General features: G+C 66.9%; 26 protein-coding genes, 2 tRNA genes and 1 other RNA gene. 13 read left to right on the top strand and 16 right to left on the bottom strand.

The genetic code is table 11. The annotated features are described in order from the left end of the window. Positions 1-28: 28 nt before the first annotated feature. Positions 29-964 (top strand): acyl-CoA thioesterase, encoded by a 936-nt coding sequence (locus tag QRM95_RS02515; RefSeq protein WP_018761592.1) that lies wholly within the window; start codon positions 29-31, stop codon positions 962-964. Positions 965-1049: 85 nt separating this feature from the next. Here the strand turns inward: QRM95_RS02515 and ettA are convergent, their stop codons facing one another. From ettA to QRM95_RS02530, 3 genes are all read right to left on the bottom strand, one after another. Beyond that, complete coding sequence (gene ettA, locus QRM95_RS02520; RefSeq protein WP_018761593.1) at positions 1050-2732, bottom strand: energy-dependent translational throttle protein EttA; 1683 nt, start codon at positions 2730-2732, stop codon at positions 1050-1052. Positions 2733-2792: 60 nt separating this feature from the next. Continuing rightward, positions 2793-3350: a DUF6993 domain-containing protein gene (locus QRM95_RS02525; RefSeq protein ID WP_285246294.1), complete on the bottom strand. Its 558-nt coding sequence runs from the start codon at positions 3348-3350 to the stop codon at positions 2793-2795. 113 nt (positions 3351-3463) lie between these two features. Next, entirely contained in the window at positions 3464-4021 is a 558-nt protein-coding gene (locus tag QRM95_RS02530; protein ID WP_285246295.1) for a single-stranded DNA-binding protein, read from the bottom strand. A gap of 206 nt (positions 4022-4227) precedes the next feature. On the opposite strand from QRM95_RS02530, the gene QRM95_RS02535 reads away from it, so the two are divergent. Beyond that, positions 4228-4300 (top strand) — tRNA-Arg (locus tag QRM95_RS02535). Between the two features lie 50 nt (positions 4301-4350). Here QRM95_RS02535 and QRM95_RS02540 read toward each other — a convergent pair. Continuing rightward, positions 4351-5577: an ROK family protein gene (locus tag QRM95_RS02540; RefSeq protein WP_285246296.1), complete on the bottom strand. Its 1227-nt coding sequence runs from the start codon at positions 5575-5577 to the stop codon at positions 4351-4353. A 142-nt stretch (positions 5578-5719) separates the two neighbouring features. On the opposite strand from QRM95_RS02540, the gene xylA reads away from it, so the two are divergent. Both xylA and xylB read left to right on the top strand, forming a co-directional pair. Continuing rightward, the gene (gene xylA / locus QRM95_RS02545) at positions 5720-6907 is read left to right on the top strand and encodes a xylose isomerase (protein WP_285246297.1); all 1188 of its coding nucleotides are present in this window, start codon (positions 5720-5722) and stop codon (positions 6905-6907) included. Positions 6908-6910: 3 nt separating this feature from the next. Then, complete coding sequence (gene xylB / locus QRM95_RS02550; RefSeq protein ID WP_285246298.1) at positions 6911-8329, top strand: xylulokinase; 1419 nt, start codon at positions 6911-6913, stop codon at positions 8327-8329. Between the two features lie 117 nt (positions 8330-8446). Here the strand turns inward: xylB and QRM95_RS02555 are convergent, their stop codons facing one another. From QRM95_RS02555 to QRM95_RS02565, 3 genes are read right to left on the bottom strand one after another with little or no spacing between them, the layout of a single operon-like run. Then, positions 8447-9286 carry a sugar phosphate isomerase/epimerase family protein gene (locus QRM95_RS02555; protein WP_285246299.1) on the bottom strand — a complete coding sequence of 280 codons (840 nt, stop codon included), beginning with the start codon at positions 9284-9286 and terminating at the stop codon, positions 8447-8449. After that, entirely contained in the window at positions 9283-10497 is a 1215-nt protein-coding gene (locus QRM95_RS02560; RefSeq protein WP_285246300.1) for a dihydrodipicolinate synthase family protein, read from the bottom strand. Before QRM95_RS02560 ends, QRM95_RS02555 begins: the two co-directional genes overlap by 4 nt. Continuing rightward, positions 10497-11666 carry a Gfo/Idh/MocA family protein gene (locus tag QRM95_RS02565; protein ID WP_285246301.1) on the bottom strand — a complete coding sequence of 390 codons (1170 nt, stop codon included), beginning with the start codon at positions 11664-11666 and terminating at the stop codon, positions 10497-10499. The genes QRM95_RS02560 and QRM95_RS02565 overlap by 1 nt, the downstream gene beginning before the upstream one ends. 172 nt (positions 11667-11838) lie before the next feature. Between QRM95_RS02565 and QRM95_RS02570 the strand changes: the two genes are divergently transcribed. After that, positions 11839-12921, top strand: coding sequence for a LacI family DNA-binding transcriptional regulator (locus QRM95_RS02570; protein WP_285246302.1), 1083 nt, complete (start codon positions 11839-11841; stop codon positions 12919-12921). Next, positions 12918-13694: an alpha/beta hydrolase gene (locus QRM95_RS02575; protein WP_285246303.1), complete on the top strand. Its 777-nt coding sequence runs from the start codon at positions 12918-12920 to the stop codon at positions 13692-13694. Before QRM95_RS02570 ends, QRM95_RS02575 begins: the two co-directional genes overlap by 4 nt. Here the strand turns inward: QRM95_RS02575 and QRM95_RS02580 are convergent. Continuing rightward, entirely contained in the window at positions 13691-14602 is a 912-nt protein-coding gene (locus QRM95_RS02580; RefSeq protein WP_285246304.1) for an aldose 1-epimerase family protein, read from the bottom strand. The two genes, QRM95_RS02575 and QRM95_RS02580, sit on opposite strands and share 4 nt — an antisense overlap. Positions 14603-14681: 79 nt before the next feature. Here QRM95_RS02580 and QRM95_RS02585 point away from each other — a divergent pair, with 79 nt between their 5' ends. After that, the gene (locus QRM95_RS02585) at positions 14682-15383 is read left to right on the top strand and encodes a DNA alkylation repair protein (protein ID WP_285246305.1); all 702 of its coding nucleotides are present in this window, start codon (positions 14682-14684) and stop codon (positions 15381-15383) included. A gap of 11 nt (positions 15384-15394) precedes the next feature. On the opposite strand, the gene mptB is transcribed toward QRM95_RS02585, so the two are convergent. Beyond that, on the bottom strand, positions 15395-16951 hold the full coding sequence (gene mptB / locus QRM95_RS02590; protein WP_285246306.1) for a polyprenol phosphomannose-dependent alpha 1,6 mannosyltransferase MptB: 1557 nt from the start codon (positions 16949-16951) through the stop codon (positions 15395-15397). A gap of 152 nt (positions 16952-17103) precedes the next feature. Here mptB and orn point away from each other — a divergent pair, with 152 nt between their 5' ends. The 3 genes from orn to def all read left to right on the top strand — a co-directional run bounded on the left by orn (position 17104) and on the right by def (position 18643). Then, on the top strand, positions 17104-17733 hold the full coding sequence (gene orn, locus QRM95_RS02595) for an oligoribonuclease (RefSeq protein WP_285246307.1): 630 nt from the start codon (positions 17104-17106) through the stop codon (positions 17731-17733). 129 nt (positions 17734-17862) lie between these two features. Continuing rightward, positions 17863-17935: transfer RNA gene (locus tag QRM95_RS02600), tRNA-His, on the top strand. Positions 17936-18070: 135 nt separating this feature from the next. Then, positions 18071-18643, top strand: a complete 573-nt coding sequence (gene def, locus QRM95_RS02605; RefSeq protein ID WP_285246308.1) for a peptide deformylase — start codon at positions 18071-18073, stop codon at positions 18641-18643. 19 nt (positions 18644-18662) lie between these two features. On the opposite strand, the gene QRM95_RS02610 is transcribed toward def, so the two are convergent. The 5 genes from QRM95_RS02610 to rnpB form a co-directional block, all read right to left on the bottom strand. Continuing rightward, positions 18663-19460, bottom strand: a complete 798-nt coding sequence (locus QRM95_RS02610; protein WP_285246309.1) for an HNH endonuclease family protein — start codon at positions 19458-19460, stop codon at positions 18663-18665. 116 nt (positions 19461-19576) lie between these two features. Further along, positions 19577-19786, bottom strand: a complete 210-nt coding sequence (locus QRM95_RS02615; protein WP_018761610.1) for a hypothetical protein — start codon at positions 19784-19786, stop codon at positions 19577-19579. 75 nt (positions 19787-19861) lie between these two features. Then, positions 19862-21340, bottom strand: coding sequence for a glyceraldehyde-3-phosphate dehydrogenase (locus QRM95_RS02620; RefSeq protein ID WP_081624127.1), 1479 nt, complete (start codon positions 21338-21340; stop codon positions 19862-19864). Between the two features lie 251 nt (positions 21341-21591). Beyond that, a complete protein-coding gene (locus QRM95_RS02625) occupies positions 21592-22131 on the bottom strand; it encodes a TspO/MBR family protein (protein ID WP_285246310.1) in 540 nt (179 codons plus the stop codon). A gap of 45 nt (positions 22132-22176) precedes the next feature. After that, an RNA gene (gene rnpB, locus QRM95_RS02630) (RNase P RNA component class A) lies at positions 22177-22564 on the bottom strand. 56 nt (positions 22565-22620) lie between these two features. Here rnpB and QRM95_RS02635 point away from each other — a divergent pair. Next, positions 22621-23385, top strand: a complete 765-nt coding sequence (locus QRM95_RS02635; protein ID WP_285246311.1) for a YaaA family protein — start codon at positions 22621-22623, stop codon at positions 23383-23385. Positions 23386-23397: 12 nt separating this feature from the next. Here the strand turns inward: QRM95_RS02635 and QRM95_RS02640 are convergent, their stop codons facing one another. After that, positions 23398-24135 carry a zinc ribbon domain-containing protein gene (locus QRM95_RS02640; RefSeq protein WP_285246312.1) on the bottom strand — a complete coding sequence of 246 codons (738 nt, stop codon included), beginning with the start codon at positions 24133-24135 and terminating at the stop codon, positions 23398-23400. Positions 24136-24233: 98 nt separating this feature from the next. After that, positions 24234-25157, bottom strand: coding sequence for a Nif3-like dinuclear metal center hexameric protein (locus tag QRM95_RS02645; protein ID WP_285246313.1), 924 nt, complete (start codon positions 25155-25157; stop codon positions 24234-24236). Between the two features lie 98 nt (positions 25158-25255). Between QRM95_RS02645 and msrA the strand changes: the two genes are divergently transcribed. Together msrA and cysK are read left to right on the top strand one after the other, a co-directional pair. Next, positions 25256-25780 (top strand): peptide-methionine (S)-S-oxide reductase MsrA, encoded by a 525-nt coding sequence (gene msrA, locus QRM95_RS02650; protein ID WP_018761616.1) that lies wholly within the window; start codon positions 25256-25258, stop codon positions 25778-25780. Positions 25781-25844: 64 nt separating this feature from the next. Beyond that, a complete protein-coding gene (gene cysK, locus QRM95_RS02655) occupies positions 25845-26780 on the top strand; it encodes a cysteine synthase A (protein WP_026264549.1) in 936 nt (311 codons plus the stop codon). The last annotated feature ends 29 nt before the right edge of the window (positions 26781-26809 follow it).

The raw sequence follows: 26809 nt of genomic DNA on the forward strand, positions 1-26809 counted from the left end.
TTCCGCGGCCGCCGTCTAGAGTCGGACCATGACTGAAGCCGAAGCCGGACTGCTGGCGCCCCCCAGCGGCGATCCCACCTCATCGCTGATCGAACTGCTGGACCTTGGTGATCTCGAAGGCGCCCGGACGGACGAGGACATCTTCCTTGGCCCCTCCCAGCGGCAGCCGCATCACAGGGTCTTCGGCGGCCAGGTGCTGGCGCAGTCCCTTGTTGCTTCCACCAGGACGGTTGATCCGGACCGGCTGGTCCATTCCATGCACGGTTACTTCCTGCGGCCTGGCGACGCCAACAAGCCCATCACGTTCGGTGTGGAGCGGTTGCGGGACGGAAGGTCGTTTTCGGCCAGGCGTGTCCATGCCTACCAGGACGGTGTGCCGATCCTGTCCATGATTGCTTCCTTCCAGGTCGAAGCCGAGGGCATTGAGCACGCTGCCGCCATGCCCGCCGGGATCCCGGATCCGGAGTCGCTTCCCAGCACTGCGGACCTGCTGGGGAAGTTCGACCATCCCGTGGCGCGGCATTGGGCGTATGAGCGGCCCTTCGACATCCGGCACGTCGACCCTGCCCTGTACGTTTCGGCCAATGGTCCGCGCGAGGCGCGCAACGCCGTTTGGATGAAGACCCTCGGTCCCGTGCCGGACGACCCCAACCTGCACCGGGCGGCCCTGGCCTATGCGAGCGACTACACCCTGCTCGAGTCAATCCTCAGGAGGCACGGGCTGAGCTGGATCACCCCCGGCATGAACGTTGCCAGCCTGGACCATGCCATGTGGTGGCACCGTCCCGCCCGGGTGGACGACTGGCTGCTGTACGTCCAGGAGTCGCCCAGCGCCCAGGGCGCCCGCGGCCTGGCCACCGGCAGGATCTTCAACAGGGCAGGCCAGCACGTCGCCTCCGTGGCCCAGGAGGGCATGGTGCGGGTCCCGCTCGACACGGCGGGACCACCCGAATCCGGGTCATAGGGAATCCCTGGACGACATAAGGGCGGCACCCTCTCGGGTGCCGCCCTTATGTCTGCGTGGGTAGGCCGCTTTGTCGGCCCGCGGTTTAGTCGCGGGTGAGGCGGCGGTGGGTCACACGGTGCGGCTTGGCAGCGTCGGGTCCGAGGCGTTCGACCTTGTTCTCCTCGTAGGATTCGAAGTTGCCCTCGAACCAGTACCACTTCGAGGGGTTTTCCTCGTCACCTTCGTACGCAAGGATGTGGGTGGCCACCCGGTCGAGGAACCACCGGTCGTGGGAAACGACGACGGCGCAGCCGGGGAACTCAAGCAGGGCGTTTTCCAGGCTGCTGAGGGTTTCGACGTCGAGGTCGTTGGTGGGCTCGTCAAGGAGCAGCAGGTTGCCGCCCTGCTTCAGGGTCAGGGCAAGGTTCAAGCGGTTCCGCTCACCACCGGACAGGACGCCGGCCTTTTTCTGCTGGTCCGGGCCCTTGAAGCCGAATGCTGCAACGTAGGCGCGGGAGGGCATCTCCACGTTGCCGACCTGGATGAAGTCCAGCCCGTCGGACACGACCTCCCACAGGGTCTTGTTGGGGTCGATGCCGCCACGGCTCTGGTCCGCGTAGGAGATCTTGACCGACTCGCCGATCTTCAGGTCGCCCCCGTCGAGCGGTTCCAGGCCAACGATGGTCTTGAAAAGCGTGGTCTTGCCAACACCGTTGGGGCCGATGACGCCCACGATGCCGTTCCGCGGCAGGCTGAAGGACAGCCCGTCGATGAGGGTCCGGTCCTCGAAGCCCTTCTGAAGGTTCTTTGCCTCCAGCACCACGCCGCCGAGGCGGGGTCCCGGTGGGATCTGGATTTCTTCGAAGTCAAGCTTGCGGGTGCGGTCGGCTTCCGCCGCCATCTCCTCGTACCGGGCCAGACGTGCCTTCGACTTGGTCTGGCGGCCCTTGGCGTTGGAGCGGACCCAGTCCAGTTCCTCCGCGAGGCGCTTGGCCTGTTTGGCGTCCTTCTTGCCTTGGATCTCAAGGCGGGCGCGCTTCTTCTCCAGGTAGGTGGAGTAGTTGCCCTCGTAGGGGTAGAGGTGGCCGCGGTCCACCTCGGCGATCCATTCCGCGACGTGGTCGAGGAAGTAGCGGTCGTGGGTGACGGCGAGGACAGCGCCCGGGTAGCTCGAGAGGTGCTGTTCGAGCCAGAGCACGCTTTCGGCGTCCAGGTGGTTGGTGGGCTCGTCGAGGAGCAGCAGGTCCGGCTTCTGCAGCAGGAGCTTGCACAGTGCCACGCGGCGGCGCTCACCACCGGAAAGGTTCGTGACGTCGGCGTCGGCCGGCGGGCAGCGGAGGGCGTCCATGGCCTGCTCGAGCTGGGAGTCGAGGTCCCAGGCGTCGGCGGCATCAATGGCTTCCTGCAGTTTGCCCATCTCTTCGAGGAGGGTGTCGTAGTCGGCGTCCGGGTTGGCCATTTCCTCGGAGATCTCGTTGAAGCGCTGGATCTTGCCGTAGATTTCGCCAACGCCCTCCTGGACGTTGCCCAGGACGGTCTTTTCCTCGTTCAGCGGCGGTTCCTGAAGCAGGATGCCCACGCTGTATCCGGGGCTGAGCCTGGCCTCACCGTTGGAGGGCGTGTCCAGCCCGGCCATGATTTTGAGAATGGTGGACTTACCGGCACCGTTGGGGCCCACAACACCAATCTTGGCCCCTGGGAAGAAGGACATGCTTACGTCATCAAGGATGAGCTTTTCGCCAACGGCCTTGCGGGCCTTGGTCATTGTGTAGATAAATTCCGCCATGGTCTCAAATCTAGTGGGTCGGCGGGCAGATCTCACATTTGCGGGGATCTTTCGGATCGATCAGGACCCGACGAAGCACTTCCCGCTGGCCAGGACGGGCAGGACGGTGACGGTCACGGCGCCTTCACGGACCTGTCCGATCACGCAGTCCTTGCCTTGCAGCACCGCCGCCTCGATGGCGTCCGCTTCCAGCCCGGTCGGCGTGCGGCTTTGCGAGACCTGGAGCGCGCCCGGCGCAATGCCGGCTCCTGTCAGGGCGTCGCTTACCTGCCCCGTGGCGGGTTTGGGGGCACCTGCGGCCAACTTGGTCAGGGCGTCGGTGACCGTCCGCTTCACCGTCTCGGTGGCCGCGGCGTTGGCGGCCGCCGACGAAGCTCCGGAGGTGTCCGCGAGCGCCCCGCCGCTGTTTTCACCAGTGGCCGCCGAGGCCTGTGGCCTGGCGGACTGTTCCTGCGTGCCCGACGCGGCAGCTGACGGCGCCGGGTCGCCGGGCTGCTGCGTGGTGGGATCATTCGATGCTGGACCGGCAACGCACCCCGTCAAGAGTGTGGCCAGAACGGCGCACGCCAGCGCTGCACCGGCCCGGTTGTTCTGCCGGTGGGAAAGGGTGTGCCGCATGGTGCCATTCTGCCATGGCCACCGTAAGCGGACGGGCGGTGGACGGCCGGGGGGTGCCGCCGCTCCGCCCGTCCGGGACCGGATGGGACGCGCTGAAGCCTGATGGGTGGTTCCTAGACTTCTGCGAGTTCTCCCGTTTCGAGGTCAAGCGAGGCCATGGCACCGTCGCTGTCCTCGATGACCACTGACGGATGGCCCTCATCGTCCGGGTGTTCGTCGTCCCTGTCCTCAGGCTCATCCGGGAGCTGGTCCAAGCCCGGGTGGGGGCCGGAATCGGGGGACGGTGGTTGCTCCACGAGCGAGAGCGCCGGCCGTGAAGATGTCCGGATGAAGTTGGCCGAGCCCAGGGACAGGTCGTGCCCCACGGTGTCGGCGTCAATGACGGTGGAATGGTAGACGCGCCCGTCCTTCTCCCAGGTGCGGATCTTCAGTTTGCCAACCACGATGACGGGCTGTCCTTTCCTGATGCTGCATCCAAGGGTTCCCGCGAGCTGGCGGTAGCCCTGGACCGTGAACCAGTTGGTGTGGCCGTCCTGCCAGGTTTTGGATTCCCGGTCGAAACGGCGGCTGGTGGAACCGACGCGGAAAGAAGCCGTGGCCACTCCCCCCGGCGTGGTGGAACTCGTGATCTCGGTGGCCACGAAGCCCCGGATGGTGATCGTTTCGCTCATCTCTTCGTCCTGTCTCAATGGTGCTGCCCTGTGCAGGCAACACCAGCATTGCGCCCGACGGCGGACGGAAGGAGGGGCCGGTTGGTGTATGTGGACAACGTGGGTGCAGGCGCCCTTGTGGAGGGACAGTGGGTGACGGATGACAGCGCCGGCAGCTCCGGCAAGGTAAACTTTTCGAGGCGCCGGCGTACAGGCCGGAACCCGATGCCTCAGTAGCTCAGGGGATAGAGCAGCGGCCTTCTAATCCGCCGGTCGGGGGTTCGATTCCCTCCTGGGGCACCCGGATACGCCCCGGTCTTCGGACCGGGGCGTTTTTGCTTTAACCCTCACTAGGACAGCAGCTGGTGCGGCGCTTCGACGAGCGACCGGATGACGCTGCCGGCGGCACCCAGCAGCGCTCCCGACTCCCCCACGGCCGAAACCGAGACCTGGCCGGACGCGTACCTGCCTGGAGCGTACTTCTGCAGACTCTGGAGCAGCGGACTGCGGAGCCATGGTTCCAGGACGGCAAAGTGGCCGCCGAGGACGACGGAGGCAATATTGACCACCCGGGCTGTCGACGCGAGCGCTATGCCAAGGCAGCGCCCCGCACGCTCGACGGCGGCCAGCGCCCCCGGCTGCCGTGCATCCAGCGCCTGGAGAAGCTTGGCCATGGCGGCCGAACGCGAATGTTCCACGGATCCGATCCCGGCCGCCTCGAAGATGGCGTCCTGGCCGGCCACGGTTTCCAGGCAGCCCGTCCCGCCGCACGAGCAACGTGCACCGTCGGGGTCCACCACGATGTGCCCCACTTCGCCGGCGTGGCCGCCGGGGCCCGTGAAGAGTTCAGATCCGATGACCAGGCCGCCACCGACGCCCACCTCGCCGGAGACAAAGAGGAAATCCGATGCCCCATCGGGGCGGTGCCGCAGCTCGGCCAAGGCAGCAGCGTTGGCTTCGTTGAAGAGGGCAACCCCCAACGGCGCCTCCGGCAGGAGGGCGCCAAGGTCAAGGTCGACGCCGGCCCAGCCCAGGTTGGGTGCCGTGAGCACCCGCGCGGCAGCAGGGTCCACCAGCCCGGGCACGGCGAGCCCGCCGCCCAGGACCTCAACCCCGCGTTCCCCGGCCGCACTCCGTACCCGGGCCGCCAAAACAGCGAGCGCTGCCATGACGGGACCGTCCACGCTGTTGCGGTTATCGCGTTCCTGCACCTCACGGAGCAGCACTTTTCCGGCCAGGTCAACCACTGCAGCGGAGATGTAGTCCACATTGACCTCCATCCCCATGACTGCCCGGCCGGGGTTCAGTTCCAGCCCGACACCCGGCCGGCCGCGCCCCTGCGGATTGAAGCCGATCTCGCGGATGATGCCGGCATCGAGGAGATCCAGTACCAGGCTGGACACGGATGCCTTGGTCAGGCCGGTGGCGGCTGCCAGCTGGGCACGGCTGGGATGGGCCCCCGGCGGGAACTCGGCGATTCGCCCCAGCACCAGGGCCAGGTTGCTGCGCCGGACGTCACCCACGCTTCCAGGGGCCGACCCCCCGGATCCCGCCACGCCGGGCGCCGGCATCACCATCACAAAGCTCCTCCGTCAGCACATGGGCCCGGCCGTCATCTGCCCGCCGGACCCCTTGACCCCACCCTACGTCCGCCCATATAGTTCAGGCAATAAACTAAAGCTTCGCATCCGGCGGAGCACCCGATTGCAAGGACGCATCATGACTCACTCCCCCACCCCCGCTGACAAGTTCACCTTTGGCCTTTGGACCGTCGGCTGGACCGGCGCCGACCCGTTCGGCGTGGCCACCCGCGCCGCCCTGGATCCCGTGGAAGCAGTCCACCGGCTCAGCGAACTGGGCGCCTACGGCATCACGTTCCACGACAACGATCTTGTCCCTTTTGACGCCACCGCCTCCGAACGGGAGCTGATCCACAAGAACTTCCGCGCTGCCCTGGCAGAGACCGGCTTGAAGGTTCCGATGGTCACCACCAACTTGTTCAGCCACCCGGTGTTCAAGGACGGCGGCTTTACCTCGAACGACCGCTCCATCCGGCGCTTCGCCCTCTCCAAGGTCCTGCGCAACATCGACCTCGCCGCGGAACTGGGCGCCGAAACCTTCGTCATGTGGGGCGGCCGCGAAGGCAGCGAATACGACGGATCCAAGGACCTGGCCGCCGCGCTGGACCGGATGAAGGAAGGCGTGGACACGGCCGCGGGCTACATCAAGGACAAGGGCTACAACCTGCGGATTGCGCTGGAACCCAAGCCCAACGAACCCCGCGGCGATATCTTCCTGCCAACTGTCGGACACGGCCTGGCCTTCATCGCCCAGCTGGAACACGGCGACATCGTGGGCCTGAACCCGGAAACCGGCCACGAGCAGATGGCCGGGCTGAACTTCACCCACGGCATCGCCCAGGCGCTCTGGGCCGGCAAGCTTTTCCACATCGACCTCAACGGACAGCGCGGCATCAAGTACGACCAGGACCTCGTCTTCGGCCACGGCGACCTGACCAGCGCCTTCTTCACGGTGGACCTGCTCGAAAACGGCTTCCCGGGAGGCGGACCGAAGTACGACGGCCCCCGCCACTTCGATTACAAGCCCTCCCGCACCGACGGCTACGACGGCGTCTGGGAATCTGCGAAGGCCAACATGTCCATGTACCTGCTGCTCAAGGAGCGTGCCCTCGCCTTCCGCGCCGACCCCGACGTCCAGGAAGCGCTCAAGGCCTCCGGCGTCTTCGAACTCGGCGAACCCACGCTCAACGCCGGCGAAAGCACCGCGGACCTGCTCGCCGACACCGCCTCCTTCGAGGACTTCGACGCCGACAAGGCCGCCGAGCGCTCCTTCGCGTTCGTCCACCTCAACCAGCTCGCCATCGAGCACCTCCTGGGCGCCCGCTAGGCCATGGCACTCGTCGCAGGGATCGACAGTTCAACCCAGTCCTGCAAAGTTGTCATCCGCGACGCGGACACCGGAGAACTGGTCCGCCAGGGCCGCGCCGGCCACCCCGACGGAACCGAGGTCCATCCGGACCACTGGTGGACGGCGCTGCAGAAAGCCATCGCCGAAGCGGGCGGCCTGGATGACGTGGCGGCCATCTCCGTCGGCGGCCAGCAGCACGGCATGGTCTGCCTCGACGCAGCCGGTGGGGTGGTCCGTCCGGCACTGCTGTGGAACGACACCCGCAGCGCCGGGGCAGCGGTGGAGCTCATCAACGGCGCCGGCAACGGAGACCCCGGTGCCGGCGCCAAGTATTGGGCCGGCGCCACCGGCACCGTCCCCGTGGCCTCACTGACAGTGACCAAGCTGCGCTGGCTTGCGGAGAACGAGCCGGACAATGCCGCCAAGGTCGCGGCCGTATGCCTCCCGCACGACTGGCTGACCTGGCGGCTCGCCGGTTACGGGCCGGGCAGCGGCGCGGCGGGCCTGGTCGCACTGGCAACAGATCGTTCTGATGCCTCGGGCACCGGGTACTATTCGTCGGCGGAGGGCCGGTACCTGCCGGACGTCCTGGCGTCCGCGCTGGGACACGTCCCAACCCTCCCCAAGGTCCTCGGGCCAATGGAACCGGCGGGCCGCACCCCCGCAGGCTCCCTGCTGGGAGCCGGTGCCGGGGACAACGCGGCCGCCGCGCTCGGCGCCGGCGCGGAACTGGGCGACGTCGTCATGTCCCTGGGCACCTCCGGAACCGTATTTGCCATCTCGGACACGGCGCCGGCAGACGCATCGGGACTGGTGGCCGGGTTCGCCGATGCAGCCGGGCACTACCTTCCGCTGGTGTGCACGTTGAACGCCACGCGCGTTTTCGATGCCACCGCCGCCCTGCTGGGCGTCGACCTGGCGGAGTTCAACAGGCTGGCACTCTCCGCCGAACCGGGCGCCGGAGGCCTGACCCTGGTCCCGTACTTCGACGGGGAACGGACGCCCAACCTCCCGGACGCCACCGGCACCCTGCATGGCATCACGCGGGCCAACTACACCCCCGCCAACCTGGCGCGCGCCGCCGTCGAAGGCGTGGTCTGTTCCCTGGCCGACGGTCTCGCGGCGTTGCAGGACCAAGGCGTGGCCGCTCAGCGGATCCTCCTCGTGGGCGGCGGCGCCCAGTCCGACGCCGTGCAGGACGTCGCAGCGCGACTGCTGGGAACCCGTGTCACGGTTCCCCGCCCGGGCGAGTATGTTGCGGACGGAGCGGCCCGCCAGGCCGCCGCCGCACTCACGGGGCATTTCCCCGCCTGGTCCGCGGACGCCGTCGAGCTGCCCGGGGGAACGGACGACGCCGGCGTGCTGGCCCGCTACCGCAGGTTCGCCTTGGCGTACGCCTAGGGCGGTCCGCGAAACCACGAAGGACCCGGTCCGCCTGCGGCGGTCCGGGTCCTTCCATATGGGGCGCAGGCTCCTGCCTGCGGAAAACGTCGGCAGGAGCCCGCGGTCTGTATCCGGTCAGGCGAACGGGAGGACGAGCTCCGCGTACCGCTCCTTGACCGTGGCCAGGACGGCATTGCCGTCCGTGTCCCAAATCTCCTGGTTGAAAATCTCCACCTCGATGTCCCCGGTGTAGCCGGCGTCCCGCACCCAAGTGCCGATCGTGGCGAAGTCCACCACGCCGTCGCCCATGTACCCGCGGGACAGCAGCGGGTCCGCGGCGATGGGCATGTTGAAGTCGCAGACCTGGTAGGAGGCGATGCGGTGTTCCCGGCCCGCGCGCGCGATCTGCGCCTTCAGTTCCGGGTCCCACCAGACATGGAACGTGTCGACGGCGACTCCCACCGTTGAGGGATCGAACTGCTCGGCGAGGTCCAGCGCCTGCCCCAACGTGGAGATCAGGGCACGGTCGGCCGCATACATCGGGTGCAGCGGTTCGAGCACCAGGCGGACGCCGTGCTTCGCCGCGAACGGAACAAGGTCCGCCAACCGGTCGGCAACGCGCTGCCGCGCCGCCACGACGTCCTTCTCCCCCGGCGCCAGGCCGCCGACCACCAGGAACAGTTCCCGGGTCTCCAAGGCCACGGCCTCAAGGATCGCCGCGCGGTTGTCCGCGAGCGAAGCCGCCTGGCCGTCGGCGTCCGCCGCGGTGAGGAACCCGCCGCGGCACAGCGACGATACACGCAGGCCGGCATCCTTGATCAGGCGGGCCGCTTTGTCCAGGCCGGCTTCCTCCACCCGGTCCCGCCACGGGCCGATCGAGGGAATGCCGGCGTTGACGCACCCCTCCACCACCTGGGCGAGCGTCCACTTCTTGGTGGTGGCGCTGTTGATGGACAGGCGCGCGAAGTCGCTCATACGCCCACCCCGTTGATGCGCAGGTAGTCGGACATCCGGAAGGCCGCCAGCGCGGGGTCCTTCAGCAGTCCGGCCTGGTCCGCGAGCTCAAAGGTCCTGGCCAGGTGGCAGACCGAGCGGCCCGAATGCAGGCCGCCCACCATCTGGAAACCGGGCTGCTTGCCGTTGAGCCAGGACATGAACGCGATGCCCGTCTTGTAGTAGAACGTGGGGGCGCTGAAGATGTGCTTGCCCAGTTCCCGGGTGGAGTCGAGGATTTCGCGGGCCTTGGCGGCGTTGCCTGCGTCGTAGTTCTGCAGGGCAACCGACGCGGCGGGGTAGATTGCAGCGAAGATGCCCAGCAGGGCGTCGGAGCGGTGGCTGCCATCGCCGTCGATGAGTTCCGGGTAGTTGAAGTCGTCGCCGGTGTAGAGCCGGACGCCCTCGGGCAGGGCCGCCCGCAGGGCCACCTCGTGGCCGGCATCCAGCAGCGAGACCTTGACACCGTCCACCTTGGCGGCGTTGTCCCTGATGAGGCCGAGGAACGTTTCGGTGGCCGTGGCAACGTCGTCCGACCCCCAGTAGCCGGCGAGGGCGGGATCGAACATGGTGCCCAGCCAGTGCAGGATGACCGGCTGGTCCACTTCCTGCAGGAGGGTGGAGTACACCTTCAGGTAGTCCTCGGGGCCGCGTGCCACCCTTGCCAGGGCGCGGGAGGCCATGAGGATGACCTTGGGTCCGGCCTCGGTGACGACGGCGATCTGCCCGCGGTAGGCCTCAAGGACGGCTTTGATGCCGGCTTCGCCGGGTGTCAGGGCGTCGATGTCCAGCTGGTCGGTGCCGGCGCCGCAGGAGACGAGGTCGCGGACGGACTTGCCGGCGGTGGCCGCATTGCCGGCCGAAACCACGGAGGCAGCTTCCACCCCCGTCCGCTTGATGAGCTGCTGGGTGGCGGACCAGTCCAGGCCCATGCCCCGCTGGGCGGTGTCCATGGCATCGGCCACGCCCAGTCCGTAGGACCACAGCTCATGGCGGTACGCCATCGTGGCGTCCCAATCCAGCCGAGCGGGGGAACCCGGGGTGTTGTCGGCGAGCACCTCAGGGATGACGTGGGCTGCCGCGTACGCCCGGCGTGCGGTCAGGGGTGCCGTGGGGCGGGCCCACGTAGCGCCGCCCTGCAGCCGGTACTCCCGGGTGCCGCCGTCTTCGGAGGGAAGGATGAGGGAAGTCATTAGAGCGTGATCTCCGGGATGTCGATGGTGCGGCGTTCGTCGTTGGACTGCAGGCCCAGCTCGGCGAGTTGGACCCCCCGGGCGGCAGAGAGCAGGCCGAAGCGGTGTTCGCGGCCGGCGACGACGTCGCGCAGGAATTCCTCCCACTGCAGCTTGAAGCCGTTGTCCAGGTCGGCATTGGCGGGTACTTCCTGCCACTGGTCGCGGAATGACTCCGTCACCGGAAGGTCCGGGTTCCAGACGGGCTTGGGAGTGTGGGCACGCTGCTGGGCGACGCACTTGTTCAGGCCGGCGACGGCCGAGCCGTGGGTGCCGTCCACCTGGAATTCCACCAGTTCGTCGCGGTATACCCGGACAGCCCAGGAGGAGTTGATTTGGCCGATGACGTCCTCGCCGCCGGGGGTTTCGAGCTCGAAGATGCCGTAGGAGGCGTCGTCGGCCGTGGCCTTGTACTCCTTGCCGGCTTCGTCCCAGCGTGCCGGAATGTGGGTGGCGGTCTTGGCATTGACGCTCTTGACCTTGCCGATGATGCCTTCGAGCACGTAGTTCCAGTGGCAGAACATGTCGGTGGTCATTCCGCCGCCGTCTTCCTTGCGGTAGTTCCAGGACGGGCGCTGGGCAGCCTGGATGTCGCCTTCGAAGACCCAGTAGCCGAACTCTCCGCGGATGGACAGGATCCGGCCGAAGAAGCCTTCATCCACCAGCCGGCGGAGCTTGACCAGACCGGGGAGGTACAGCTTGTCGTGCACAACGCCGGCCGTGACGCCTGCTTCCTTGCCGATGCGGGCCAGTTCAATGGCCTCCTCGAGGGTTTCTGCCGTCGGCTTTTCCGTGAAGATGTGCTTGCCCGCCAGCATGGCCTTCTTCAGCGTCGCGGCCCGCAGGCTGGTCATGGACGCGTCGAAAACGACGTCCACCGTGGGGTCATTGATCACAGCGTCGAGGTCCGTGGTCCACTCGGACACCTTGTGCTGCTCCGCCAGCTCGCGGATCTTGGCTTCGTTGCGCCCCACCAGGATGGGCTCCACCTGGACCCGGGTGCCGTCTTCCAGCGTGAAGCCGCCGGCGTCGCGAATGGGCAGGATGGACCTCAGCAGGTGCTGGCGGTAGCCCATGCGGCCGGTGATGCCGTTCATGGCAATACGGATCGTTTTAGTTTCGAAGCCCATGTGTCCTCCACGGTGAGTGAGCAAGGTGTACTCAAGACGAATTGGGAAAGCGCATTCCCTCTGTTTCCATGATGCACCGCGCCGTTCCGCTTGGCAAGCGCTTTCCGGAAGTAGTTTGAACTGTCATAATGTCCGTAGCCTTTTGAGGCCGCCCCGACCACCAGGAGATGCTGTGGCTGCTAGTACCCTTACCGAGGTTGCCCGCCTGGCCGGCGTCTCGCCTGCCACGGCGTCCCGCGTGCTGAACGGCTCGGCCCGGACCCCCGGCAAGGACATTGCCGAGCGCGTCCGCCAGGCGGCGGACTCACTGGGGTACATCCCCAACGCGCAAGCCCAGGGCCTTGCCAAATCCAGCTCGGGCCTGATCGGCCTGATTGTCCACGACATCGCCGACCCGTACTTCGCCGCCATTGCCCGCGGCGTGCAGGATGCTGCCCGGGAACAGCGCAAGATGGTGCTCCTTGCCACAACAGGCGGCGGCCCCGCGGAAGAAAAGGAAGCAGTGGCTGCCTTCGCCGCCCGCCGTGCCGACTCCATCGTGATCGCCGGTTCCCGCTCCTGCCGCGCCGAGGACCAGGAGGGCAACGCCCAGCTGGCCGCCGAGCTGGACCGGTATTGCCGCAACGGCGGCAGGGTGGCAGTGGTGGGGCATCCCGTGGTGGGCGCCACCGCACTGGAGGGCTACCACGTCGTCGAAATCCCCAACCAGGAGCTTGCCGGCCGGCTGGCCACGGAGCTTGCCGCCGGCTGGGATGGCGACTTCGTCATCATTGCCGGGCCCGAAAGCCTGTACACCTCCGATGACCGGGTCCGGGGTTTCCAGGACGGCCTGGCACGCGCCGGACACCGCCCGGCGGAGGTGCTCAGGAGCGCTTTCAACCGTTCGGGCGGCTACGAGGCCGGCCTGCAACTGGCCGCACGAATCAAGGCAGCCGCGGCCGGGAACCCCGCCGCGCCGAAGCTTTGCATTTTCGCGGTCAACGACGTGATGGCGATCGGCGCCGCAGCAGCCCTCCGGTCTGAGGGGCTGAGGATTCCCCGCGACGCGTCAATCGCTGGTTTCGACGACATTGAAACGCTGCGGGACTTCCGGCCGGCCCTGTCCACCGTCCGCCTGCCGCTCGAAGATATTGGACGGCTGGCTACCAGGGCCACCCGCCCCCGGCCGGCCGGCCAGGACCAGGAAGCGGCCCCTGACGAAGCCGTTACCGGCGAGGTCACGCTGCGGCGCAGCACCGAGGCCGCCGCCGTATGATGCCGCGAGGGATCACCGCGGTTCCGGCCTGCGCTGAAGCCGCGGGCCCCCGCCCGGCCATCCTTGTCCTGCCGGGCGGCGGTTACGCGCGCCAAGCGGACCACGAGGCGGAGCCGGTCGCGGAATGGCTCGCATCGCTGGGTATCCATGCTTTCGTCCTGCGTTACCGGGTGGCCCCGGCCCGCCACCCGGCGCCCCTTGAGGACGCCAAGGAGGCCATGCTCTACATCCGGAGCGGACCGCACGGCCTTGCGGTGGACCACGAGCGTGTGGGCGTCCTGGGATTCTCGGCCGGCGGGCATCTGGCGGCCACGCTGGCCACCGCAGCAGCCACCGGCAACCGGGACCTCGACGTCGATGCCGCCGTACCGGACCTCTCGGTCCTTTGCTACCCGGTGGTGTCCCTGATCCAGGACACGCATCAGGGGTCGGTGGACAACCTCCTGGGCGAGGCGCCGCCGTCGGTCCTCCTTGGCGGCCTCTCCGCGGACCTGAACGTGACAGCCCGGACTCCGCCCGCTTTCCTCTGGCACACCGCGGACGACGAAGCTGTCCCGGTGGCCAACAGCCTGAACTACGCCAAGGCGCTGATCGCCGCCGGCGTTCCTACCGAACTGCACGTCTTCCCTGAGGGGCGGCACGGGCTCGGACTGGCAGCCGCGGACCCCGGCTCCGGACAGTGGACGGCCCTGTGTGCGTCCTGGCTGGTTCGTGCCGGCTGGGCGGAGTCCGCGGCGCCAACAACCCGGGCCGCAGCAGCCCGCCCCACTTAGTTCCGCCGGTCCACCGCCCGGATGGTCCAGCCCGCCGAGTGCGACCCGCCCGGCTCGAGGCGGACCAGGTCTGTACCGGAATTAAAAGCGTCCGGCGGGCAGGTCATGGGTTCAACCGCCAGGCCCAGCCGGTCCGGACCAACGGGCTTATCCCCCGTGTGCACCTGGACCCAAGGCCACTCCGGCCCCCATTCCAGCTCCACGCCCGTTCCCGAGGGATCGAGTACGCGGACGCGCGCCAGCCCGGCTGCATCGCGGGAGATACCGGTAAAGGCGTGGTCGATCCTGACCGGTCCCAGCCGGCGCGGGAGGCGGAAGTCGAAGGCATCCTGCTCCACCTGCCGCACGGCCACCGGGAGCAGCCGGTCCGGGGTGACCTCGAGGTAGGCATCTGCCGGAAGCTCCAGGGACCATTCATCCAGTGGAGCAGTGCCGGCGACAAGGTACGGGTGGGGGCACACGCCATACGGCGCGGCCCGGGTACCGGTGTTGACGGCGGTGACCGTACCGCGGAGGCCGTTATCGGAGAGGGAATAGGCCACCGTGAGTTCCAGGCTGCCCGGGTAGTCCGGCCCGGCCGGAACGAGGCAGCCGAGCACCGCCCGGTCCGCCGAGGCCTCCAGGATGTCCCAGGCCTGGTGGATGGCCAGCCCGTGCAGGGCCGCCCCGCGCTCCGGCTCATTGATGGCGGCCGCATAAGACTGGCCGGCGTAATCATAGGTTCCGTCAGCGAGCCGGTTGGGCCACGGCGCACAGATCACGCCCCGGTAGTCCGGAACCTCGCCCTCGGGCCCAAAACCAACCACCAGGTCCCGGTCCCCGCAGCGCAGCTCCCGGAGGGCGCCACCGCGGGTGGTCACGACGGCGGTGTAGGGTCCGCGGGCAAGGCGGACTTCGGTTCCGGGCATGGCATCCTCCACAATGAACTCTGTTAGCGCTAAACAGCATATGTCATCCCGCCGGAACCCGGCTGGCTAGAGTTGCCCCATGGAAGAAGCCCCCGACCAGCACCTTATCGCCGCCGTCCGGAGTGCACTGTGGGAGCTGTCCGACCCCGCGCGTGCCGCCGGCGCGCAGGCGTACATGAAGTCTTCCGTCCCGTCCCTGGGTGTCCGGGTCCCGGATGTCCGGCGGATCGCAGTGAAGGCCATGGAAGAGTTTCCTCCGGCATCAGGCGCCGGGCTGCGTGCCACGGCGCTGGAACTGTGGCGCACGGCCGCGTTCCGGGAAGAACGCTATGCGGCCGTCGACCTGACCGGCAGCCGGCTGGTTGCCAAAGACCTGGACATGCTGCCGGTGTACGAGGAAATCATCCGCACCGGGGCATGGTGGGATTTTGCGGACGGCGTGTCCGGCAGGATCTGCGCCCTGCTGCTGGCGCACCCGGCGGAGATGTCCGCTGTGCTGAGGACGTGGAGCCATGACCAGGACTTCTGGATTCGGCGCGCTTCCATCACCTCGCAGCTGCGCGCGAAGGAAGCCACCGATACGGTGCTGCTTGCCGATGTCATTGAACCCAACCTGTCGGACAGGGAATTCTTTATCCGCAAAGCGATTGGCTGGGCGCTGCGTGAATACGCCAAAACGGTGCCGGAATGGGTGCAGGAATTCGTCGCCGTGCACGGGCGGGAGCTGAGTCCGTTGTCCCGCAGGGAGGCCCTGCGCAGGATCGGCGCCGGCCGGCCATAACGTCCCCGCCGCTAAATGACGGGACGTTCGACGACGGGCTCGTGCGACTTCCGGAACAGCCGGCGGGTGCCGGGATCCCAAAAGATCAGGTAAAGCCCAAAGAGCAAGGCGGTCAGGGCCGCCGCAATCCGGGCCAGCAGGAGGGCGAAGCCCAGGTCCTGGGTCTGCAGGTAGGGAAAGACGTCCAGCTGGTCCGAAATTGCGTAGATCATGAAGAACGACACCACGAAGTACAGCGCCTTGACCTGCCAGTCGTTACGAATGCCCGTCACGGCGAAGAGCGGAATCAGCCACACCACATACCAGGACTGGATGATGGGGGCCAGCAGGACCACGGCGGCCAGGCCGAGGGTGAGGCGGCGCATCAGGCGGTCATGGTCGCCCTTGAGGATCTGCCAGGCAAGGATGGCCACGGCAAGCAGCTTGCCGGCGTCGAACACCCAGCCCGCCGGGACTGAGCCGTCCAGCCCGAAAGCGTTGGCAAGGGACCCCACCACCATGCCGAGCAGGCCCACCGGGGCGTACCAGATGGAGATGCTGCCGGGGGCGGAGAGTCCGTTGATCCAGCCGAAGCCGAAGCCGTTGACCAGGCTCATCAGGGCCAGCAACGCCAGGCTCAGGCCGGCCGTGAGCGCCCAGAATGCGACCTTCCGCAGCCACCCTGCGTTCCTGCCCGCCCAAAGGAGGCCGATGAACGGAAGGAAGACGATGGTGATGGGCTTGACGGCGATGGACAGCGTGACCAGCACTACGCCGCGGACCTCCCGGCGGGTCGCGCAGTAGTAAAGCCCTGCAAGGGCCAGGCCGATCATGAGCGAGTCGTTGTGCACGCTGGCGATGAAGTTGGTCAGGAAGAGCGGGTTGGCCGCGGTGAGCCACAGGGCCCGGTGCGGGTTGATGCCGTGCAGCTCTGCGAGCCGGGGTACGTAGATCACGCAGAGCACCACGCCGGCCAAGGCAACCAGCCGGAACAGCATGATGCAGGCTTCCGGCTGGACGTTGGTCACCCACACGACGAACTGCTCGATCCAGAGGAACAGCTGGCCATAGGGAACCGGAGCTTCGGTCCACTGTTTGTCGGCTCCCAGCTGGAAGTAGTTGGACAGGGCGGAGATCCCGTTTTCGTACGGGTTGAACCCTTCCACCATCAGCCGTCCCTGGCCGATGTAGGCATAGACATCGCGACTGAACAACGGGACGCTGAACATCATGGGCAGCCCCCACGCCACCACCGCCGCCAACGTGGCGCGACGGGCCTGGTCGCCCCACACCCGGACTTTTTGGCCGAGCCGCAGCCAGGCGCGCACCAGCAGCATGCCCCCTGCCGCGACCAGCACGATGGACAGGGCAACGCCCGGCGCTTCGGTGCGCATCCAAATGAACAGGGACATGCGGCGGAGTTCGGAGACAGGCGCGAGCCAACCCACGCCGGCTGAACCGAACATCATGAACATCGACCCGAGGAAGCCGGCAAGCAGTGGAGAGCGGGGATTGTCCACCTCGGCACCGCCCACCGGGGCAGTACCAGCCGCCGCCATCTCCCCCGCTGCGGGCACAGGCGCCGTCATCTCAGGAATGTCCAATCTTCTTGCGTTTCCGCTGGTGCCCGGCGGACCGCGTGGGCGGCCGGGACATATTCGAAGGCGGCGGGGCGACCCGCCGCGTACCCGAAATCCTAGCATCGGCGGGGCGTCCGGAGCGGTAACGGTAGGCTGGTCGGGTGCCTATATCTAACGAACGAATCGTCTGGATCGACTGCGAAATGACCGGCCTGGACATCAAGAACGACGCCCTCATCGAGGTGGCAGCCCTGGTCACCGATTCGGAACTGAATATCCTCGGGGACGGTGTCGACGTCGTGATCAAGCCCGAAGACGCGGCCGTCGCCCAGATGTCCGACTTCGTCCGGGACATGCACACCAAGTCCGGGCTCCTGGCGGAACTCCCCCACGGCAAGACCATGGCGGAGGCTGAGGCCGCTGTCATGGAGTACATCTCCGCGTGGGTTCCCGATCCGCGGAAAGCTCCGTTGGGCGGCAACTCCGTGGGCACCGACCGGGTGTTCCTCTCCCGCGACATGCCCGCCGTCGTGGAGCACCTGCACTACCGGGTGATCGATGTCAGCACCATCAAGGAACTCTCCCGCCGCTGGTTCGCTCGGGCGTACTTCCAGTCACCGGCGAAAAAGGGCGGCCACCGCGCGCTGGGCGACATCAAGGACTCCATCGATGAACTCCGCTACTACCGCGAAGCGGTGTTCGTGCCGGCCCCGGGCCCGGACAGCGCCACCGCCCAGAAGATCGCCCGGCGCATCACCAGCGGCGATGCCACCGTCCCCGCCGGCGAGTAATCTGCGCCACGTTTGGAGGAAATTTCGCGGAAATCGCCGAAAGTGGACAAAGCACCCCTTCCGAGCAGGTAAGCTATTTGAGTTGCGTTTCACGGGGGCCGGTAACACGGCCTGACCTTGAAACACATGGTGGGCGTAGCTCAGTTGGCAGAGCGCCTGGTTGTGGTCCAGGAGGTCGCGGGTTCAACCCCCGTCGCTCACCCTCACGGGGCGGCACTTGCAGCCGTCAACAAAGGAGGCCGCACCGGATATCCGGTGCGGCCTCCTTTGTTGTGTCCCACCAAGGTACGTGCAGGGACGCCGGCGCTGCCGGCCCCGAAGCCGAAGGACTAATGCTATGACCGTTCTGCCGATTACTATCTGGGGCGAGCCCGTCCTGCACCGCCGGGCAGCGGAAGTCGAGGTTTTCGACGACGAACTGCGCACCCTGATTGCCGACATGTTCGAGACCAACGACGCCGCCAACGGCGTGGGACTCGCAGCTCCGCAAGTCGGCGTGGGCAAGCGGATCTTCGTCTACAAGTACGCCAATGACGACGGCGCTCCACCCAGCGGTGTGCTGGTGAATCCCGTCCTCACCCTCTCCAAGGTTTCCGGCGCCGCCCCGGACCCGGACGAGGAGGAAGAAGGCTGCTTGTCCTTCCCCGGCGGGCAGTACCCGCTGAAGCGGGCCGAGTGGGCCAGGGTGGAAGGCTACGACGGTTTCGGCGAGCGGGTGAAGTTCGAGGCGACGGGCTGGTTTGCCAGGGTCATCCAGCATGAATTCGACCACCTGGATGGCAAGCTGTACGTCAACCGGTTGATGGACCGCTATGCCCGGAAGGCCCTGAAGCAGGCCAAGAAGAACGGGTGGGGCGTTCCGGGGCTGACATGGATGCCCGGCGTCGATCCCGACCCGTTCGGCCACTAGGCGGTTCCCGGGCCGCCATTCAGCCGGCGGTAATCGTCTGCTGCGCAGGGCAGGTTGCCAGCACTTTCTTCATGGCGTCCTTTTCCGCCGGTGTCACCCACAGGCCGTAGGCGGCCTTGACGGAGATCTGCCGGGCTACATAGTGGCAGCGGATCGCGGTGTTTTTTGGCAGCCACGTTGCAGCGTCACCGGCACCCTTTTTCTGGTTCGCCTGCCCGTCGGCGGCGATCAGGTTGAGCGGATCGTTGGCAAGGCCCTGGCGTTCCTTCGGGGTCAGGCCCTGCGCGCCCTTTTGCCAGGCGTCGCCCAAGGGCACCACATGGTCGATCTGCACCGTGCTGCTGGTGTCGGCGCCGCGGCGGAATTCAATGGCCTGTCCGGTGTACGGCTCCTGGAAATAGCCGCCCGTTACTTTGCACGTGGAACCGTCGGCGAAGATGACTCCGGCGAGGTCGCGGCGCAGGATGTCGTTGCGGGTATCGCACCCGTTCCGGTCCACATCCAGCCACGCCTGGCCGAAGGCTTCCCTGCTGTAGCCGGTATTCGGTGCCCTGCCCTTCACGGCCAGGCCATCCAGGGCAGAAAGGGCGGCCCCTGCCGGTACCGGATGGGGCTCCGCCACCGGCCTCATCCAGGCGGAATCGAACACCGGCGCTTCCGTTGGTCCGGCGGCCGCAGGTCCGGCCGCCGCGAACTGTCCGGCGGTGAAGAACCAGGACAGCGCGGCCATGACGGAGACGGCCAGGGCGGCAAGCAGCCCCCAGGCCTGCCGGGACCGGCGGCGGGCACGGCGGTAGGCGGACCAGCTGACAGTCACGGCCCTGATGCCGGATCGCTAATGGGAAACACCCCAAAAGCCTAGGACGGGGAGCATGGCCGGGGGCCGATATCCACACTGTGGAGGACGAGTGATCCCTTATCCGCCCGCGGCATCTACTGCTCGCGCGTGACCCTCCGGAGGTCCTCCTCCGCGGTGGCCAGGAGTTCCTCGAGCTGGCGCACGCGCTCCTCGCTGGCGTCCCCGGCCTGGTGGGCGGCGCGGGCACCCTCCAGGAGCCTGAGGGCTTCCTTGTGGTTGGCCTTCGCCACGTCGAGTGCGTGTTCGAGGGTGGTTTCGTGCTGAAGCGTCGATTCGTTGTCCATGCCACCAGTCTGGTCCGGTTTCCCGGCTGATTCCAGTGAACCAGCCGGGAATTGGCCGGACGTGTCGCTTTGTGGTCAGACGGCGATGGCGGCCAGGGCGGCCGCGCTTTCCTTGGCAGGGAACGACGGCGGGTTCACGCCGGCCATTTCCTCCATGACCCGGACCACCTGGCAGCTGTAGCCAAATTCGTTGTCGTACCAGACGTAGAGGACCAGGTTCTTGTCCGTGGACACCGTGGCCAGGCCGTCAACGATGCCCGCGCGGCGGGAGCCGACGAAGTCGGTGGAGACCACCTCGGGCGAGTCGATGTAGTCGATCTGCTTGCGCAGGTCCGAGTGCAGCGACATCTCGCGCAGGTAGTTGTTCACCTCATCCTTGGTGGTGCCGTTCTCCAGGCTGAGGTTCAGGATGGCCAGGGAGACGTCCGGGGTGGGAACGCGGATGGAGCTGCCGGTCAGCTTGCCCAGGAGCTCGGGCAGTGCCTTCGCCACCGCCTTGGCGGCACCGGTTTCGGTAATGACCATGTTCAGGGCGGCGGAGCGTCCGCGGCGGTCGCCCTTGTGGAAGTTGTCGATCAGGTTCTGGTCGTTGGTGAAGGAGTGCACGGTTTCCACGTGCCCGTGAATCACGCCGAACTTGTCATTGATGGCCTTCAGGACCGGGGTGATGGCGTTGGTGGTGCAGGAGGCGGCGGACACGATCCGGTCGGAATCGTCGATGTCCCGGTGGTTGATGCCGTGGACAATGTTCTTCAGTTCGCCCTTGCCCGGAGCCGTCAACAGGACGCGTGCAACGCCCTTGCTCTGCAGGTGCTGGGACAGTCCTTCGGCATCGCGCCAGCGGCCCGTGTTGTCCACCACCAGGGCATCCTTGATCCCATAGGCGGTGTAGTCGATGGTGGCGGGATCGTTCGAGTAGATCACCTGGATACGGACGCCGTTGGCCGTAATGGTGTTGGCCTCTTCATCGATCCGGATGGTGCCCTCGAAGGAACCGTGGACGGAGTCCCGGCGGAGCAGGCTGGCCCGCTTGGAAAGGTCGTTGTCGGACCCGCGGCGGACCACGATGGCGCGCAGGCGCAGGCCGTGGCCGCCACCGGCCTTTTCGATCAGCAGGCGCGCCAGGAGCCGGCCGATGCGGCCGAAGCCGTAGAGCACCACATCGGTGCTGGTGCGTTCGTCGCCGCCACGCTTGCCAACGATCTCGGCGAGTTCGGCGCGGAGGAACTCTTCAAGGGTGGCCCCGTTGCCCTCTTCCTTGAATTTCTGGTTCAGGCGGGCGATGTCGATCGCGGCGGCACCCAGGTCCAGCCCGGCCAGCGTGTTAAGCAGCGGCGCCGTGTCCTCCAGGAGCAGTTCGTCCTTACTCATCCGGCGCGCGAAGCGATGTGCCTTGAGGATGTTCATGGTGGACTTATTGATCAGGCTCCGGCCGTGGATGCTGGTCACCACGTTGTTTTCGCGGTACAGCCTGCCGATCACCGGGATCATGGCCTCGGCGAGGGCCTCCCGGCCCATCCACGTATCAAGACAAGAATCAGACGTCTGGCTCACAGAAATACCTTCCTCGGGTCAGCCGTGTACGTCCTCGTACACAGATGTAGGCCACCTGATGATGTCCAGGGGCACCGGCACCTGCAGGGGTCGGCCCCCAGGCACCTGGATCGCGTGCAAAGAAAAACCGCCGGCTGCGAACGCAACTTTCGGCGGTAGAACTCCTGCGTCCGGGATCCATTCTAATTTGGCGCAGCTCCCCGAACACGCCTGCGCTGCGTGAAATCACTCACACGGCTCACCCCGTGGGCTCAGTTGTGGACGGCGGCATACAGGTTGAGGGTGGCGGAAAAGACCACCCAGGAGAAGTACGGCAACACCAGCATCCCTGCGGTGGCGTCCACCGGGCCGAACCGGACGATCAGGAACGCCAGGGTCGCGGCCAGCGTGCAGATGACGAGGAATGCCGCCCACAACGCCGCGGCGCCGGCCATGGGGTACATCGCGAAGAACGCCGCCGGCCACGCTGCGTTGAGCACGAGCTGGACGGCATAGCCCGCCAGTGCCGGACCGGTCAATCCGCCTTTGCGCCAAACCAGCCACGCCGCGGCGGCCACTCCGACGTACAGGACCATCCAGGTGATCCGGAACATCAGCGACGGCGGCATCCACGGCGCCTTGAGTGAGCCGGCATACCAGCCCGTGGAATTGAGGATGATGGGGATCGAGGCAAGCACCCAGGCCGCAGCAGACAGTCCAAGGAACCCCGCAAAGGCGACAATTTGGGAACGCAGGCCGGGTACGGTTCCGGCTGTTCCGGCGGCCGGCCGGAGATCACTAATAACGGGCACGGTCCAGCATCCCCAACACAGCGCCCAAGGTCAAACCAGGTTTTGCGGATGGGACAGCCGGTACGCCGGGTTCTGTTCTCCCCTGCCGTTGCCGGCAAGGGAGCGACGGCCATCCATCTACGAGTACCGTTGCCGGCACCCTCCAGCGGCTTACCCGGACACTCGGGCGGGCAGCCCTCGAACGTGTCCTGTCTAGCCTTGCTCCGGGTGGGGTTTACCTAGCCTTCCCGGTCACCCGGGAAGCTGGTGGTCTCTTACACCACCGTTTCACCCTTACCTGCCCTCTCCGGCCAAGGCCGGAGATGCAGGCGGTCTGTTTTCTGTGGCACTGGCCTGCGGGTTACCCCGAGTGGGCGTTACCCACCACCCTGCCCTGCGGAGCCCGGACGTTCCTCGAGCCACTTGCGTGGCGCGCGGCCGTCTGGCTGTCCCATCCGGGTCCAGTCTACCGGCGCCCCCGACCGCTTTGGTCGCCGGTAGGATCGGACGGTGCTGATTCTGCTTCCCCCTTCCGAAGGCAAGACACCCGCGCGCCGCGGGTCCGCCGTCGACTGGCCCTCGCTGAGTTTCCCTGAGCTCAATCCCTGCCGCGCCAAGGTCCTGGCGGCGCTGGAAGCGGTCAGCGGGCATCCGGACGCCCTCACGCTGCTGGGCGTGGGCGCCTCACTGCGGGACGACGTCGAACGCAACACCCGCCTCCATGCCGAGCCTGCCGCCCCGGCACACAGCATCTACTCTGGCGTCCTGTACGACGCCCTGGGATACCGGAGCCTAACGCCCGCGCAGCGGCGCAAGGCCGACGCGTCCGTGCTGGTGGTTTCCGCGCTGTGGGGGGCGATCCGCTTTGGCGACAGCCTGCCCGCCTACCGGCTTTCGATGGGGACGGCACTGCCCGACGTCGGGCGGCTGGCTCCGTTCTGGAAGGCGCAGTTGGATGACACGCTGGGCCGCGCCGCGGAGGGCCACCTGGTGGTTGACTGCCGGTCGAGCACCTACGCGGCCGCATGGGCGGCGCCGCCGGAGCAGACCGCCACGGTGAACGTGTTTACCGAAGCCGACGGAGTCCGGAAAGTGGTGAGCCATTTCGCCAAGCACACCCGGGGCGAACTGGCCCGGCACCTGCTGGCGCGCCGAGGGAAGGCTCCGGCAGCGGCGTCGGACCTGTTGAAGGTGGCACGCGAAAAGTGGGACGCAGAGCTGGTGCCGGGTACGGCACGCAGGCCCCATGCCCTGAATATCATCCTGCCGGGCTGAGGCGCCGGCGGTTCAGGACCATTCGTCCGAACGGACCAGGATGGCGCCGGAATCCGGGCAGAACACGATGTCATCCGCCGCGGCCGCCTTGATCTCGGCGAGGTCGCCTGGGCTGAGCTTCATCCCCGAAGCCTCCGAGGTCCCGTGGAAGAGCCGCGCGGCGCCTACGCCCCGCTTGGCGAGGGTCTTCTCGTAGACGGCCAGCATGCCGGTATCCAGGCTTCCGGCGAATTCTGTGCGTCGGCCCACGAGCCCTTCGGCTTCGGCGGCCACCTCGGCGAGGGCAGCGTCCAGCTCGGCCCGGATAGTGCCGAACGAGCCCTGGATGTCATCGACGATCGCCTGCTGGGCGGCCTGCCGTTCCCGCAACGTGTCCAGCCGCTCCAGGATTTCCAGTTCCACGTCTTCGAGGTCTGAGCGCCGCTTGTTCAGTGATTCAATGTCCTTCTGCAAGGCCACCAGGTCCTTGGACAGCCCTGTTCCGCTGTTAAGCCTGGCTTCGTCCCGTTCGATGCGCGAGGCGACCTGTTCGACGTCGGCTTCCGCCCGCTTGAGCGCGGCTTCGGCGTCATGCATGGCCACCTTGGCAGCGCCCAGTTCTCCGTTTGCCACGGACAGGGCCGCTTCGAGGTCCTTGATCCGGGGATCATTTTCGAGCGTCCGCCGGCGGTTGGCGAGGCCGGTCAGCCTGGCGTCCAGTCCTTGCAGTTCGAGCAACTTCAACTGTTCCGCCGGTGCTGCCTTCGCCACTGTTACCTCCGCTTGATCCCTTCCGGCCCGGGCCGGGCACCCTGCGGGCGCTTCCTAGACTCTATCGCCTGGGCTGAACCGTTGCCTCGCTGCCGGGCTCAGCCCGGAGTGAGGATGAAGTCCCAAGGGTCACTGTTGGTGGTGCTGACCCGGATCTCCAGGTCGTGCCCCTGGTCCGCCAGGACGTTGCCCAGGGCTGCGGCGGCGGCCGGCAACCAGAGCCATTCGCTGGCAAAGTGCGAGACGTCCACCAGGTAGGGCCGGCCGTTGAGGGCAGCTTCCCGGGCCTCGGACGCGGGGTGGTGGCGAAGGTCCGCGGTGACGTACACGTCCGCGTTGCTGGCCCTGACCTCGTTGAACAGGGAATCGCCGGCGCCGCCGCACACGGCAATCCGCCGCACCACGCCGTCCTTGTCCCCGGAAACGCGCACACCCCCGGCCACTGAGGGAAGGATGCCGAACACCCGTGCAGCGAAATCGCCCAGGCTCATGGCGTCCGCCAGGTCGCCGACCCGCCCAATGCCTTCCTCCGGCAGCCCGTTGGCCGCCGCGGTGAGCGGGGCGACATCCTGCAGTCCCAGCGCGTCGGCCAGGACATCGGAAACGCCGCCGACGGCGGAGTCGCCGTTGGTGTGCACGGTCAGCAGTGCCGTTCCCGACTCGATCAGACGGTGGACAGCCCGTCCCTTCGCCGTGGTTGCCGCCACCGACGTGACACCCTTCAGCAGCAGCGGATGGTGGGTAATGAGGAGGCCGGCACCCCACTCAATGGCTTCTTCGATGACCTCCAGGGTGGGGTCCACCGCGAACATCACCTTGCTGACGGGAGCGGACGGGTGGCCTGCCACGAGCCCCACTTCGTCCCAGTTCTCCGCCAGCGATTCAGGCCACAGTTCCTCAACGGCAAGCAACAATTCGGCCAGGGTGGGAGCCTCGGCGGCACTGTCGTGGCCCAGCGCGTCGGAGGAGTCTTCGCCGTCGTGATCTGCCTGGCCGGTAACGTCGGTGTCCACAGGTTCCATAGTCTTAGTTTTACCCCATCGCCTTCCCGGCGCCGCATGTTGCGGTGCCGGGAAGGGCCGGCGGGAATCATCCGGGGCCGTCAACCATTGAAGAGGTCATGAAAACTTTTGTTCTTGGCGGGGGCTGCTTCTGGTGCCTCGACGCTGTCTACCAGAAGACCAGGGGCGTCACCTCGGTGGTGTCCGGTTATACCGGCGGCCACGATCCCCATCCCGACTACTACTCGGTGTGCAGCGGAACCACGGGACACGCGGAGGTTGTGGCCGTGACCTTCGACGAGGAGGTCATTCCGGCCGAAGTCATCCTGGACATGTTCTTTGCCCTGCACGACCCCACCACCTTGAACCGCCAGGGGTACGACGTGGGCACCCAGTACCGTTCCTCCATGTTCTACGAGACCACGGAGGAGAAGATCCTGTTCGAGGAAGCGATCGAACGCAACCAGGCGCTGTGGAAGCACCCCATCGTCACCGAAGTCAGCCGCCTGCCCCGGTTCCACGTGGCGGAGGAATTCCACCAGGACTATTACGCCAAGCATCCCGAACAGGGGTACTGCCAGGTGATCATCAACCCCAAACTGGCCAAGGCGAGGAAATATTACTCTGCATGGCTTAACGCTTAGCCAGCGTTACGCGGCCTCGTTAGGCTGACCTCAGTATTCACCCCTTAGAGATAGGCGTATGTACATGGCACGGATCTATGACGATGTAACGCAACTGGTCGGCGGGACCCCGCTGGTTCGGTTGAACCGGCTCAGCGAGGGACTGGACGCCACCGTTGCGGTCAAGCTGGAGTTCTACAACCCGGCCAACAGCGTCAAGGACCGTATCGGCGTCGCCATCATCGACGCCGCGGAAAAGTCGGGTGCACTGAAGCCCGGCGGCACCATCGTCGAGGGCACCTCCGGCAACACGGGCATCGCCCTCGCCATGGTCGGTGCCGCGCGCGGCTACAAAGTCATCCTGACCATGCCGGAAACCATGTCCACCGAACGCCGCGTCATGCTGCGCGCCTTCGGCGCCGAGATCGTGCTGACCCCGGGCTCCGAGGGTATGCGCGGAGCCGTGGAAAAGGCCCAGGAGATCGTGGCCAACACGGAGAACTCCATCTGGGCACAGCAGTTTGCCAACGAAGCCAACCCGGAGATCCACCGGAAGACCACCGCAGAAGAGGTATGGGCCGACACCGACGGTGCCGTTGACATCTTCGTGGCGGGCGTCGGCACCGGCGGAACGATCACCGGCGTAGGGCAGGTGCTGAAGGAGCGCAAGCCCGGCGTGCAGATCGTGGCCGTGGAACCCAAGGACTCCCCCATCCTGAACGGCGGCGCTCCGGGCCCGCACAAGATCCAGGGCCTCGGCGCGAACTTTGTTCCGGAACTGCTGGACACCACCGTCTACGATGAGGTCATCGACGCTTCGCTGGAGGACTCGGTCCGCGTTGCCCGCGAGCTGGGCATCAAGGAAGGCATCCTCGGCGGCATCTCCTCCGGCGCCATCGTCTGGGGTGCGCTGGAACTGGCCAAGCGCCCCGAAAACGCGGGCAAGCTGATCGTGGCCGTGGTCTGCGACTTCGGTGAGCGTTACATCTCCACCGTGCTGTATGACGACATCCGGGGCTAAGCAGACTCAGCTGCCCGCCCGTTTCCTGT

The organism is Pseudarthrobacter sp. efr-133-R2A-89, assembly GCF_030209315.1.
Taxonomy (GTDB): Bacteria; Actinomycetota; Actinomycetes; order Actinomycetales; family Micrococcaceae; genus Arthrobacter.

What these genes read in the sequence shown, in the direction of transcription:
- QRM95_RS02515 (WP_018761592.1), top strand. Translation starts at nt 29, where the DNA reads ATGACTGAAGCCGAAGCCGGACTGCTGGCGCCCCCCAGCGGCGATCCC.
- ettA (WP_018761593.1), bottom strand. Translation starts at nt 2,732, where the DNA reads ATGGCGGAATTTATCTACACAATGACCAAGGCCCGCAAGGCCGTTGGC.
- QRM95_RS02525 (WP_285246294.1), bottom strand. Translation starts at nt 3,350, where the DNA reads ATGCGGCACACCCTTTCCCACCGGCAGAACAACCGGGCCGGTGCAGCG.
- QRM95_RS02530 (WP_285246295.1), bottom strand. Translation starts at nt 4,021, where the DNA reads ATGAGCGAAACGATCACCATCCGGGGCTTCGTGGCCACCGAGATCACG.
- QRM95_RS02540 (WP_285246296.1), bottom strand. Translation starts at nt 5,577, where the DNA reads ATGGTGATGCCGGCGCCCGGCGTGGCGGGATCCGGGGGGTCGGCCCCT.
- xylA (WP_285246297.1), top strand. Translation starts at nt 5,720, where the DNA reads ATGACTCACTCCCCCACCCCCGCTGACAAGTTCACCTTTGGCCTTTGG.
- xylB (WP_285246298.1), top strand. Translation starts at nt 6,911, where the DNA reads ATGGCACTCGTCGCAGGGATCGACAGTTCAACCCAGTCCTGCAAAGTT.
- QRM95_RS02555 (WP_285246299.1), bottom strand. Translation starts at nt 9,286, where the DNA reads ATGAGCGACTTCGCGCGCCTGTCCATCAACAGCGCCACCACCAAGAAG.
- QRM95_RS02560 (WP_285246300.1), bottom strand. Translation starts at nt 10,497, where the DNA reads ATGACTTCCCTCATCCTTCCCTCCGAAGACGGCGGCACCCGGGAGTAC.
- QRM95_RS02565 (WP_285246301.1), bottom strand. Translation starts at nt 11,666, where the DNA reads ATGGGCTTCGAAACTAAAACGATCCGTATTGCCATGAACGGCATCACC.
- QRM95_RS02575 (WP_285246303.1), top strand. Translation starts at nt 12,918, where the DNA reads ATGATGCCGCGAGGGATCACCGCGGTTCCGGCCTGCGCTGAAGCCGCG.
- QRM95_RS02580 (WP_285246304.1), bottom strand. Translation starts at nt 14,602, where the DNA reads ATGCCCGGAACCGAAGTCCGCCTTGCCCGCGGACCCTACACCGCCGTC.
- QRM95_RS02585 (WP_285246305.1), top strand. Translation starts at nt 14,682, where the DNA reads ATGGAAGAAGCCCCCGACCAGCACCTTATCGCCGCCGTCCGGAGTGCA.
- mptB (WP_285246306.1), bottom strand. Translation starts at nt 16,951, where the DNA reads ATGACGGCGCCTGTGCCCGCAGCGGGGGAGATGGCGGCGGCTGGTACT.
- def (WP_285246308.1), top strand. Translation starts at nt 18,071, where the DNA reads ATGACCGTTCTGCCGATTACTATCTGGGGCGAGCCCGTCCTGCACCGC.
- QRM95_RS02615 (WP_018761610.1), bottom strand. Translation starts at nt 19,786, where the DNA reads ATGGACAACGAATCGACGCTTCAGCACGAAACCACCCTCGAACACGCA.
- QRM95_RS02645 (WP_285246313.1), bottom strand. Translation starts at nt 25,157, where the DNA reads ATGGAACCTGTGGACACCGACGTTACCGGCCAGGCAGATCACGACGGC.
- msrA (WP_018761616.1), top strand. Translation starts at nt 25,256, where the DNA reads ATGAAAACTTTTGTTCTTGGCGGGGGCTGCTTCTGGTGCCTCGACGCT.
- cysK (WP_026264549.1), top strand. Translation starts at nt 25,845, where the DNA reads ATGGCACGGATCTATGACGATGTAACGCAACTGGTCGGCGGGACCCCG.